This is a genomic window from Acerihabitans sp. TG2 (assembly GCF_035013185.1).
Classification (GTDB): Bacteria; Pseudomonadota; Gammaproteobacteria; order Enterobacterales; family Enterobacteriaceae; genus Acerihabitans.
In genome coordinates this window covers 1-10,739 of record NZ_JAYGJO010000053.1, presented here as the reverse complement: position 1 = coordinate 10,739, position 10,739 = coordinate 1, and the positions used below count along the sequence as shown (strand labels likewise).

Below are 10,739 nucleotides of genomic sequence, written 5' to 3'. Positions count from 1 at the left end.
TCGTCAATGAGTTTACCTCACTTAACAGCGTGTCCGTCAAATCTGGGTAGGATCAAGGTTCCTGACGTAAACAGTCGCTGCCTGCTTCAGCGCACATCATATGACCACCGAACAGTTGTTTGACAGGGCTACCCGCGTTAGTGCGCGCGCATTCCCGCAGCCGTCATTAGCAGCCGAAACAGCATTGCCACTATTCCCAAGGCCAACACGCTGGCTGACCAGAGAAGCATCAACCACAATAGTCGTCGCCATAAAGATTTTTTTTGGCCGCCCTGCGCGGCGAGAGATATCGATGGCATAGTTGACTCTAGTGATGAAACCTTAACGCGCCCAGCGTGGCCAAGGGTAAAACGCATCAGTGGTAACCCTCTTGTGGATTGATTTTGCCGCGAAAAACAAAGTAACTCCAAAAGGTGTACACCAAAATAATCGGTATAATTAACAGCGCGCCCACCAGCATAAAACCCTGGCTCTGAGCGGGTGCCGACGCCGCGCGCAGATCGATGGTCGGCGGAATAATAAACGGCCAGATACTGATGCCCAGTCCTGCAAAACCAACAAATACCAGCAATAGCGTGAACAGAAACGGGGCATGATGGGCGTCGCGATTCACCGCTGCCACGATCGCGATGCAGGCTATCGCTACCAGCAAAGGTACCGGTAATAGATAGTACAGATTGGGCAATGAAAACCAGCGTTGGGCAATGGCCGAGTGTGCCAGAGGCGTCCAGCAACTGATGATGGCCATGACCAGCAGCAGAGCCAGTAGCAAGGGTTTTACCCACCGCAACATCCGATTTCGTAATTCATGTTCGGTTTTCATGATCAACCAGGTGCATCCCAGCAAGGCATAGGCGATAGTCAGGCCAAGGCCGCAAAATAGGCTAAAAGGGGTTAGCCAAGCAAAAGCAGATCCGGCATACGCGCGTCCGACCACTGGAAAACCGTTGATAAACGCACCTACCACTACGCCCTGACAGAAGGTCGCAACCACCGATCCGCCGATAAAGGCCCTATCCCAAAAAGCGCGGTGGCCTTTCAAGGCGTTGGAGCGGAATTCAAACGCGACGCCACGAAAAATCAGCGCGAACAGCATCAGTGTCAAGGGGATGGATAGCGCATCGACAATGACCGAATAGGCTAGGGGAAAGGCGCCGAACAGCGCCGAGCCGCCCAGGACCAGCCAGGTTTCGTTACCGTCCCATACCGGGGCGACACTGTTGATCATGATATTACGCTCAAGCGGATCCTTGACGATGGGAAACAAAATGCCGATCCCCAAATCAAAGCCATCCATGACAATATACATTAAGGTGGAAAATACGATGATCAAAAACCAGATTACCGGCAGATTGATACCCATTATTGCTCCTTGGTCGTGGAGGTTAAGTTTTCTTGCACACTCGATAACGTACTGCCGGCGGTGCGTGGACGGCCTGGGCCACCCGCGGGTGGGTGTTGCCCTTCGCCCGATCGCGGTCCCTGGCGTATCAGGCGAATCATGTACAGATAGCCCACGCCAAACACCGAGGTATAAATAGCAATAAAGGCCAGCAGGCTAATGGTCATATGCAGATCACCATGGGCCGATACCGCGTCGCGGGTGCGCAGCAGCCCGTAGACGACCCAGGGCTGCCGGCCAACCTCAGTGGTAAACCATCCGGCCAGCAGGGCAATCAGGCCCGAAGGGCCCATCAGTAGGGCAAAACGCAGAAAGCTTTTGGTGTGATAGAGCCGGTGGCGCAGGCGCAGCCAGAGGCTGATCAACCCCAGTAGAATCATGAGCATGCCAAGCCCGACCATGACGCGAAACGACCAAAATACGATCGTTGAATTGGGGTGGTCCTGTGCGGGGAAATCCTTCAGCGCAGGCACTTGTTGGTGCAAGCTGTGCGTAAGGATCAGACTGCCCAAATACGGTATTTCAACCGCATAGCGGGTCTGCTCCCGAACCATATCCGGCAGACCGAACAGCACCAGTGGCGTAGACTCACCAGGCACGTTTTCCCAGTGCCCCTCGATGGCAGCAATTTTGGCAGGCTGGTAGCGCAGGGTATTGAGGCCATGCATATCCCCAAGCAGTGCCTGGATCGGTGCGACCAGCAGTAACATCCACATCGCCATCGACAACATTTTGCGAATGGCCGGCGTGTCGTGATGACGCAGCAGATGCCAGGCGGCGGCTGAACCGACGAACAGCGCACTGGCCAGGAATGCGGCGGTAGACATATGCAGCAACCGGTAGGGAAATGATGGATTGAAAATCACCTGCCACCAGTCTATTGGTACCACCTGGCCGTCGACGACCTTGAACCCCTGTGGTGTCTGCATCCAGCTATTGGAGGCCAGGATCCAGAACGTGGATATCAGCGTACCGAGGGCGACCATGCAGGTGGCAAAAAAATGCAGGCCGTTGCCGACCCGCTGCCAGCCAAACAGCATAACCCCGAGAAAACCAGCCTCAAGAAAGAAGGCGGTCAGCACCTCGTAGGTCAGCAGCGGCCCGGTAATGCTGCCGGCAAATTGGGAAAATCCGCTCCAATTGGTGCCGAACTGATAAGCCATAACCAGTCCCGACACCACGCCCATACCAAAATTGACTGCGAAAATTTTCGACCAGAAGTGATATAAATCCCGGTAAGCTTCATCGCCGGTCTTTAACCATAGTCCTTCCAATACAGCCAGAAAACTGGCCAGGCCGATAGTAATGGCGGGAAAGATAATGTGGAAGGACACCGTAAAGGCAAACTGGATCCTGGCAAGGTGAAACGCGTCTAGCCCAAACATGGTATACCCCATACTCATCGATTAATCTGTACTATCCCATGCCGAACATGCCGGGGAATAAGGTACTACGCTGTCGATCATAAGATGAAATCCCGGGGTATAACAGCAACAGAAATCATGTTTTATGCTATAACAGTTTTGATCAAATTTGGACACTGCCAGGTAAAGATGAATAAATATGAGACGCTGGTCCATCAGTTGAGTGACCAGATAGCGGCCGATATTTGGCAGGTGGGCGATAAGCTGCCATCCTTGCGCGAACAGGTGCTCTCGTCAGGTCTGAGCCTGATGACGGTGATGCGTGCTTACCAGCAACTGGAGAGACAAGGTTGGATCCTTGCTCGACCCCAATCGGGATATTATGTCGCGCCCAAGGCCGGATTCCTTACCGCCCCAACAGCTCACCAACCGGTCCAGACGGCAGAGCAGGTAGATATCAACGACTTTATATTTGAGGTGCTGCAGGCCAGTCGGGACCCGGCCATTATCCCGTTCGGCTCGGCATTTCCCGATCCCTCATTGTTTCCCAACCACCAGCTTACCCGTGCCCTGGCCAAAGTGGCGCGTACCATGACCCCCTCCAGCGCGATGGATAATCTGCCGCCGGGGAACGAGGATTTACGCAAAATTATCGCTCGCCGTTATGCGCTGCAGGGGATGCAGGTGGCACCGGAGGAGATCGTGATTACCGCCGGCGCGATGGAGTCGCTGAACCTAAGCCTGCAGGCGGTGACCGAACCGGGCGACTGGGTGATTGTGGAAAATCCGGCGTTTTATGGTGCGCTACAGGCGCTGGAACGCCTAAACCTAAAAGCCCTGGCCGTCACCACCGATCCGCGTGACGGCATCGATCTTGATGCACTGGAATGCGCGCTGTCCGACTATCCAGTGAAAGCCTGCTGGGTCATGACCAATAGCCAAAACCCACTCGGCTGCACACTCTCGGTGGAAAAAAAACAGCGCCTGGCGGCGCTGCTGCGGCGTTATCGGGTGCATTTAATTGAAGATGATGTGTATAGCGAACTCTACGCCGGCGCACAAAAGCCTCTGCCGGCAAAGGCGTTCGACCAACAGGGTAAAATTATGCACTGCTCGTCGTTTTCGAAAAATCTGGCGGCGGGTTTTCGCGTCGGCTGGGTGGCGGCGGGGGAAATGGCAGGTAAAATCCAGCGGCTACAGCTGATGAGCACTCTATCCACCAGTACGCCTATGCAGTTGGCGCTGGCAAATTACTTGGCTACCCGCGGTTACGATAGTCATTTACGGGGTTTACGCCGTGAACTGGAGATGCGCAAAAATAGCGCCTGGCAGTCGTTGTATTCCCACCTGCCGGCAGGCGCGCATATCAACTATTCCCGAGGAGGGTACTTTTTATGGATAGCCCTACCGGCGCATCTTAGCGCGACTGAGCTTTATTACCGGGCGCTGGAACAGAAAATCAGTATTGCGCCGGGTAAGATGTTTTCCGCGGGCACCCAGTATCACAACTACTTCCGCTTCAACGCATCGTATGCGTGGGGTCAGCGCTACGAACAGGCTGTCGTCAGTCTAACGGATTTGATTAAACAATTGCTTTAACCGCCACCACGGTAAATGGCTTAAAAGGCCTGACCGTAAATGTCCCCAAACCAGCCTGATAACAACAGATGGCCATTATCAGCTGGCCATCATCTGATTTGGTCATCCGCCCTCATTCTATTTCAGCGGTAGATTACCATCCGGTTGTGAGCATTCCACTGGTGTTTGTAGATGGCGAACTAATCGGAGGATATGCGGAATTTGCTGCTTTTTCGAGCACGCTGTAATACGATACGGCTCCTTGTCGGGGGCGTTTGCTATTTGTCGCTTTCGTCAACACCGCGTACACTTAGTGACGAACCAGTTTAGTGTTAAGAGGTTTTATGCGTTTCCAACTTGAGTGCCGAAAAAATCCGCACGAGTTTCGGTGAAAGCCGCTATGAAGATTTGAGGAACGTCGACCTGACTATTCGTGGTCTTGAAGGTTACGTTAACAAGTTTGTCCGCGACGCCAATCAGCCGCACCCATATCTGAAACGTCTGAGCGACTCGATTACCGAATACCGCCTGGCGATTTCAGATCTGCTGATGATTTTGGATCAGTGTTTCAACGAGGTTGAATTTACTGACTCTCACACGGGCTTTATTGACGAAAACCTGTTCGCCAATTTTTCATTCCACTGAGGTGACTCAATGAAGGTCACATGGAATAGTGACAGTTACGCCCAATTCTTAGATCCGGTTTTTAGCAAGATGTCTAACCTGAAAACCTATTTATTAAGCGACTTCATCGCCTTTAAAGGGGTAGGCACATTCCCCGATATTTTAGGGAAAGATGACCCCTACACAGCGCCGGGCGCCATTGTTTCTTCTCGCGTTTACCACGTTCACCTCCTGTTCACCAAAGCAGAACGAACACCATATAACTAACGAAAGGCACAAAATATGAAAGTTCAGCAAATTACTCTCATAGGTAAAATCATACGCTTGGAACCGATGAAGCTCGAACATGTTAACGCATTGACCCTAGTGGGATTGGATCCTGAACTTTGGCGCTTACAGCCTGCACCTATAACTTCACAGGAAGATATGCATCTTTATGTGAGTAAGGCTCTCGACCAATTTCAGGCAGGCGAGACGTTGCCTTTTGTCATAGTAAATATGTCTGATGAGAAAATAATTGGTACTACACGTTATATGGATATATCACCGCAACATCGCCGACTCGAAATAGGGGCCACATGGTTAACATCATCGCATCAGCGAACAGGTGCTAATACTGAGGCAAAATCACTTCTACTTACTCATGCATTTGAAAATTTATGCGTGCAACGTATTGTTTTTAAGACAGAGGCTAGCAATGAAAAATCGCGTAATGCGCTCTTGCGCCTAGGTGCCATTGAAGAGGGAATATTTAGGAAACACTTGATCACTGCTTCCGGTAGGGCCAGAGATATGGTTTATTTTTCTATTCTTGATACTGAATGGCCACTTATTAAGGAACGGCTGAAAATACTAAAAAACACCCACCTAAACAGCAACGGATAAATTAGACATATTTGTACTGATATAAGGAAGCTATATAGTCCTACCGGCTTTGTTGAATAAATCGGTCTTGCTTGGATGGTTGTTCAAAAAACGAACTTTCACTAGCGGTAAATCAATCAGTTACGGGAGTAACATGAGTCTCAGATCACCGCAAAATAACGGGAATTCGATTTATTCAACAAAGCCCCTTACATATCAAAGGCACACCCAGCTTAAAGGTCGCTCTTATTGACCCTGATTGGATTGCCGCAACCTGGTCTGATTCCGTTTCTATCGCAGCTCAGCAAACACAATTGGATGTTAGTGCTTACCCAACGCCGCATTGAGGCGACGAACGGATACCACAGCATCTTCAGCCGTTGCGAAATTGGTGAACCCCATCAGTAGCCCCCCCTGTGATGACTCGCGCATCCGCCAGTTGCTCAACGCCTGGATGGCGAGGCCTTTGGCCTGAGCGGCCACCGTCAGGACGTTGTCATTCTGCTGGGCATTCAAGTGAGCTAATACGTGGATGCCGCCTGCCTGCGGCTGGACATGCAGACGTTCCCCCATCGTCTGCCTCAGCGCATCAACCAGATAGCTGCGCCGCTCCGCATACAAGGTTCGCATCCTGCGTAGATGTCGGCCAAAGTGTCCCTGTTCCATGAAGTCGGCCACCATGGCTTGAGGCAAGATAGAGCCGGGACCGGGAAGGTGATTGACGGTATCCCTGAATTTGCCGATCTGGGACGCAGGAACCACCAGATAGGCTAGCTGTAAACCGGGGAACAGCACCTTGCTAAAGGTGCCTGTGTAGAGTACTCGCCCATCACGATCCAGACTTTTTAACGCTGGCAAGGGCCGGCCGTGGTAACGGAATTCGCTGTCGTAGTCGTCCTCGATGATCCATGCTTGGCGGTGATTCGACCAATCTAGCAGCTCTAGCCGCCGTGGCAACGAAAGGGCCACACCCATCGGACTTTGGTGGGTAGGCGTAACCACAGCGAAGCGCGCATGCGTGGCACGTTGCTGGCCAATACGTACGTTCAAACCTTCCTCATCGACAGGCACCGGCTCCAAGCACATTCCAGCGCGCGCCAAAAACTGCCGGGCGAAGAGGTATCCCGGATCTTCGTACCAGCCTACGTCTCCCGCCTGCAGCAGTGTGCGGCACACCAGTTCCAATGCTCCTCGATAGCCTACCGTAACGAACACCTGCTCGTGCGAACACGCGATGCCACGTGAGATACCCAGATAGGCGGCGATGGCACGCCGCAGAGGATCATATCCTGCTGGATCGGGATACGTCATCGCCACCGTCTCCAACGTACGAAGGCAACGTCCTGCTAGGCGCGCCCAGGCCTTGCGTGGGAATGCATCCAACGCCGGCAAACCGAGCTGGAACGGCAACGCTTCACTTGGCATAGCGTGAGGATGTGTTGATGCGTGCACTATGGGCACGGGCAACGTGGCGTCACGAGGTTCAGCCAGGCTTCCCAGCCGGGGCGACACGACTGTTCCAGCCGCGCCACGCGCAACGAAATAACCTTCGCTTGCCAACATCTGATAGGCCATTTCTACCGTGCCACGCGCCAGACTCAGCTCGCTGGCAAGGCTACGCACCGACGGCACACGATCTCCTGGGAGGAGTTTGCCGGATGTGATCGCCTCCCGGTAGCGCCGATACAACTGCAGGTAGATTGGTGCATCGTGCTCTTGGCTTGGTCTCAGGTGCTGCAAATCCATAAGCGATGTCCCATTAATTTACTCAATTCTTGCACCTATACGATAGGCCATTATTTTCTTACAGTACTCGTGACACGACAAGGAAATACACATTAGGAAAATCAAGATGAGCACTTTTCAGTTGAGGCATATTGACAGCGGTCGGGACTTTCACGCCTGCTTCAACGTCATGCGTGAGTTACGTCCCCACCTGGCCGACATCGACGCATTTACTGCACAAGCGCGTCGTCAGACCACACAGGGATATCGCCTGCTGGCCGCATGGCAAGACGAACAGGTCAAAGGCTTGGCGGGCTACCGCATTCAAGAGAATCTGCTGTATGGGCGCTTTCTCTATGTTGATGATCTCGTCGCAGCCTCCGACGCTCGCCGCCACGGCGTCGGTGGACAATTGGTCGATGCATTGCGCGAAGAGGCACAGCGTCAACGCTGCGTGCACGTTGTTCTTGATACCGCCCTGGGCAATGCTCTGGGGCAACGTTTTTATTTTCGCCAAGGTCTGCTGGCCAGAGGGATGCATTTTTGCCAGTCGTTGTAGACCAGGCGACCTAGGGATGTCGCAGCATTTTTTCTATTTCTTTCTTATCAGGAGATCCATCATGAGTACCCCGACGCGTTTGCCTTATCACACCCTCTCACCCGAAGCCTTCCAAGGCTTAGGTGCCACCAAAAAGGCGCTGGAAAAAAGCAGCCTTGGCAAGCAGTTAATCGAGTTGGTCTGGCTACGAATGTCGCAGATCAATGGCTGTGCTTTTTGCCTGGAAATGCATGCGAAAGCACTGCGCACCAGCGGAGTGCCGGATGCCAAGCTGGACAGCCTGGCAGGATGGCGCGTGGGAGAGAATTTCACCGAACGGGAACGTGTCGCGCTGGCCTGGACAGAAGCGCTGACGCACGTGGACCAAACCCATGCGCCCGATGAGGATTTCGAACCGCTCAAGGCGCATTTCAGCGACGTTGAAATATCCGATTTGACTTTTGCCATTGCTTTGATGAGTGCATTCAATCGTCTGGCCGTCGGAATGCGTCAGTAAGCATTGACGATTAGGTCATTCTGCACGTACTGGCGCGGCGTACTCTGAAGATCGATCGCATTCCAGTGATACGAGCATCCTCACGAGCCGCTTGTTTGTCATCAAACCCCAAGGGCCGTCGGGGCCTTTTTCGTGTGTGACGGACATGTACAGTAGCTCGGGGGTGAAAGTCCCAAAACTCTGTGATGAGGTACGCCGTCCTCTGCAGCATCCGGTTATGTTGTCCGCCCGACCGCATCGGATCGGCACGCGCAACTGCTGGTCGGTCCATCTCAGTGATAACGCCGGCAAAATGCTGGATTTGTTGATCACCCTCACCGGCAACACAATCTGGCCAGTTGAACAAGCTGCAGGCGCGTTAGCTCAGACCAAGTGAAACGCGCTGGATGATGGAACATAATGCGGCGACAGTCGGTTTTACCTTTATGTTAATACAATCTTCTGACCATGTTATGTGGCAATGTACGGCTTAATCTGACAGTCAGCTAAGAGCGATAATCGGACCTACGGGCCAGAGGCAATTAGGGCATTATAGAAGTATGACTAAAACTGAGTGTGCAAATACACGGGGAATTGGTCAGGGCTTTACTAACTTGTCATCAAAATACAGTGTTTGACTGCTAAGAATATGTTTTTTCTTAGCAGGCTGCAGGTATGCGACTTTTCCATTTTAGTGATGAGCCCGATATCGATATTTTTAACCCCCGACCAATACGCGTTCACGTTGACAGACCGCCAGGCCAGGAGTGGCTGAATGGTTCATTAGTCTGGGCCACCGATGCGCAGCATGAATTGCTCTATCTCTTTCCGCGTGAATGTCCTCGTATTGTTATATGGCCTTTTTCAGAAACAGTAGAAGAAGACTGGCAGAGATGGAGCGGCGACTGTTCAAAAAATGCTATCGCGTTCATTGAACAACCCTGGGAGGAGCGCTTTAATTCTGGTTCTGTTTATCGTTATGAATTACCTGTCACTTCGTTTGAAGAAGTGGGCGAAGTAGGTATGTGGGTATCAAGAACAAGCGTCACACCTCTTGGTGTAACGAGGCTTAGTGACTTGCCCGGTGAGCTTCAATCAAGGAACATTAGACTGAGCGTTTTGGAGAGATTGACTCTGCTTAAAAATGTCTGGCAATCATCAGTTCATGCAAGTGGCATTCGCCTGCGCAATGCTCAGGGGTGGGGGAAACCTGGCTGGAATCACACGAAGCCAGGACGAAAGTTCTGTATTGACGGCAAGTAGTTTTGATATAAATATTCCCGTTAACACGAGGCGGACGGTCCAGAGCGCAGCACCTCTGCTATGAGCGAGTTATAGTCATTCGCACTCTGAGTATTCGTTAGCGAATGTGGAGCACTTACTGGCTCGAAAGAAAAGCGGTGATCATCGTATGATTCCCGCTCAATATTCGTAACCAGTAAGCGCATACCCTGGATCACCTAATAGTGTAATTTTCAGGGTATGAAAGGCTTTGTTGAATAAATCGGTCTTGCTTGGATATTTGTTCAAAAAATGAACTTTCGCTAACGGTAAATCAATTAGTTACGGGAGTAACATGAGTATCAGATCATCGCAAAATAGCGGAAATTCGATTTATTCAACAAAGCCCAAGCTTAGCTATATTGTAATTGTAGGAGTGAGAATATTAAGCCAAAACAAGCAAGGGCAACCATAAGGCTCCCCATGAGAACAATAAGCATTTGCCAGCTACGCACGCCAACGCCTCCAGTTAATGAAATGTAACTAAAATGAAAGATAATTATGTATTTCTGTTCCAGCAGTACGGTTTTATATTGGCAGCCAAGCGAGAAATTAGTGCGGAGCGTGCCTGTACACTGTATCGAACACAATAGGCTAAATCTCAATCGCCACATCATCAGAAAAATGAGCTGGATAGGCGGAGCCGACTAGCGCTAGTGTGATTTACAGATAATAAAACTATGGTTGTAAAAACAGTATTGACATTATCGCAAGATGTATTAAATTTATATCTAACGCCAGCGCATTGAGCAGTAATGATTATATTGAGTTGGCGGTGAAGGTGAAGAAGTAGTATTATATAAAAGTATGAAGTATGAAGTATGAAGTATGAAGTATGAAGTATGAAGTATGAAGTATGAAGTATGA

12 protein-coding genes are annotated in these 10,739 nt (G+C 51.2%); 8 read left to right on the top strand and 4 right to left on the bottom strand.

All coding sequences use genetic code 11. The features are described from left to right. Positions 1-137: 137 nt before the first annotated feature. The 3 genes from SJI19_RS23975 to SJI19_RS23965 are packed head-to-tail and all read right to left on the bottom strand — an operon-like array spanning position 138 to position 2,787. Positions 138-299, bottom strand: a complete 162-nt coding sequence (locus SJI19_RS23975) for a DUF2474 domain-containing protein (protein WP_323480759.1) — start codon at positions 297-299, stop codon at positions 138-140. Between the two features lie 56 nt (positions 300-355). Continuing rightward, positions 356-1,363: a cytochrome d ubiquinol oxidase subunit II gene (gene cydB / locus SJI19_RS23970; RefSeq protein WP_323480758.1), complete on the bottom strand. Its 1,008-nt coding sequence runs from the start codon at positions 1,361-1,363 to the stop codon at positions 356-358. Then, positions 1,363-2,787 (bottom strand): cytochrome ubiquinol oxidase subunit I, encoded by a 1,425-nt coding sequence (locus tag SJI19_RS23965; RefSeq protein ID WP_323480757.1) that lies wholly within the window; start codon positions 2,785-2,787, stop codon positions 1,363-1,365. The genes cydB and SJI19_RS23965 overlap by 1 nt, the downstream gene beginning before the upstream one ends. A gap of 168 nt (positions 2,788-2,955) precedes the next feature. On the opposite strand from SJI19_RS23965, the gene SJI19_RS23960 reads away from it, so the two are divergent. The 4 genes from SJI19_RS23960 (at position 2,956) to SJI19_RS23945 (ending at position 5,853) form a co-directional block, all read left to right on the top strand. Next, positions 2,956-4,365, top strand: a complete 1,410-nt coding sequence (locus tag SJI19_RS23960) for a PLP-dependent aminotransferase family protein (protein ID WP_323480756.1) — start codon at positions 2,956-2,958, stop codon at positions 4,363-4,365. Between the two features lie 336 nt (positions 4,366-4,701). After that, the gene (locus tag SJI19_RS23955) at positions 4,702-4,989 is read left to right on the top strand and encodes a hypothetical protein (protein ID WP_323480755.1); all 288 of its coding nucleotides are present in this window, start codon (positions 4,702-4,704) and stop codon (positions 4,987-4,989) included. 9 nt (positions 4,990-4,998) lie between these two features. Next, the gene (locus SJI19_RS23950) at positions 4,999-5,235 is read left to right on the top strand and encodes a hypothetical protein (RefSeq protein ID WP_323480754.1); all 237 of its coding nucleotides are present in this window, start codon (positions 4,999-5,001) and stop codon (positions 5,233-5,235) included. A gap of 15 nt (positions 5,236-5,250) precedes the next feature. Beyond that, positions 5,251-5,853 (top strand): GNAT family protein, encoded by a 603-nt coding sequence (locus tag SJI19_RS23945; protein ID WP_323480753.1) that lies wholly within the window; start codon positions 5,251-5,253, stop codon positions 5,851-5,853. 300 nt (positions 5,854-6,153) lie between these two features. Here the strand turns inward: SJI19_RS23945 and SJI19_RS23940 are convergent, their stop codons facing one another. Continuing rightward, positions 6,154-7,578, bottom strand: a complete 1,425-nt coding sequence (locus tag SJI19_RS23940; protein ID WP_323480752.1) for a PLP-dependent aminotransferase family protein — start codon at positions 7,576-7,578, stop codon at positions 6,154-6,156. A 106-nt stretch (positions 7,579-7,684) separates the two neighbouring features. Between SJI19_RS23940 and SJI19_RS23935 the strand changes: the two genes are divergently transcribed. The 4 genes from SJI19_RS23935 to SJI19_RS23920 all read left to right on the top strand — a co-directional run bounded on the left by SJI19_RS23935 (position 7,685) and on the right by SJI19_RS23920 (position 9,854). After that, entirely contained in the window at positions 7,685-8,116 is a 432-nt protein-coding gene (locus SJI19_RS23935; protein ID WP_323480751.1) for a GNAT family N-acetyltransferase, read from the top strand. 61 nt (positions 8,117-8,177) lie between these two features. Continuing rightward, positions 8,178-8,612, top strand: a complete 435-nt coding sequence (locus SJI19_RS23930) for a carboxymuconolactone decarboxylase family protein (RefSeq protein WP_323480750.1) — start codon at positions 8,178-8,180, stop codon at positions 8,610-8,612. A gap of 145 nt (positions 8,613-8,757) precedes the next feature. Then, the gene (locus tag SJI19_RS23925) at positions 8,758-8,988 is read left to right on the top strand and encodes a hypothetical protein (RefSeq protein WP_323480749.1); all 231 of its coding nucleotides are present in this window, start codon (positions 8,758-8,760) and stop codon (positions 8,986-8,988) included. A 278-nt stretch (positions 8,989-9,266) separates the two neighbouring features. After that, positions 9,267-9,854, top strand: a complete 588-nt coding sequence (locus SJI19_RS23920) for a DUF6886 family protein (protein ID WP_323480748.1) — start codon at positions 9,267-9,269, stop codon at positions 9,852-9,854. Positions 9,855-10,739 lie beyond the last annotated feature (885 nt).

Coding starts and splice junctions, on each gene's coding strand:
- SJI19_RS23975 (WP_323480759.1), bottom strand. CDS start 299: ATGCCATCGATATCTCTCGCCGCGCAGGGCGGCCAAAAAAAATCTTTA.
- cydB (WP_323480758.1), bottom strand. CDS start 1,363: ATGGGTATCAATCTGCCGGTAATCTGGTTTTTGATCATCGTATTTTCC.
- SJI19_RS23965 (WP_323480757.1), bottom strand. CDS start 2,787: ATGTTTGGGCTAGACGCGTTTCACCTTGCCAGGATCCAGTTTGCCTTT.
- SJI19_RS23960 (WP_323480756.1), top strand. CDS start 2,956: ATGAATAAATATGAGACGCTGGTCCATCAGTTGAGTGACCAGATAGCG.
- SJI19_RS23950 (WP_323480754.1), top strand. CDS start 4,999: ATGAAGGTCACATGGAATAGTGACAGTTACGCCCAATTCTTAGATCCG.
- SJI19_RS23945 (WP_323480753.1), top strand. CDS start 5,251: ATGAAAGTTCAGCAAATTACTCTCATAGGTAAAATCATACGCTTGGAA.
- SJI19_RS23940 (WP_323480752.1), bottom strand. CDS start 7,578: ATGGATTTGCAGCACCTGAGACCAAGCCAAGAGCACGATGCACCAATC.
- SJI19_RS23935 (WP_323480751.1), top strand. CDS start 7,685: ATGAGCACTTTTCAGTTGAGGCATATTGACAGCGGTCGGGACTTTCAC.
- SJI19_RS23930 (WP_323480750.1), top strand. CDS start 8,178: ATGAGTACCCCGACGCGTTTGCCTTATCACACCCTCTCACCCGAAGCC.
- SJI19_RS23925 (WP_323480749.1), top strand. CDS start 8,758: ATGTACAGTAGCTCGGGGGTGAAAGTCCCAAAACTCTGTGATGAGGTA.
- SJI19_RS23920 (WP_323480748.1), top strand. CDS start 9,267: ATGCGACTTTTCCATTTTAGTGATGAGCCCGATATCGATATTTTTAAC.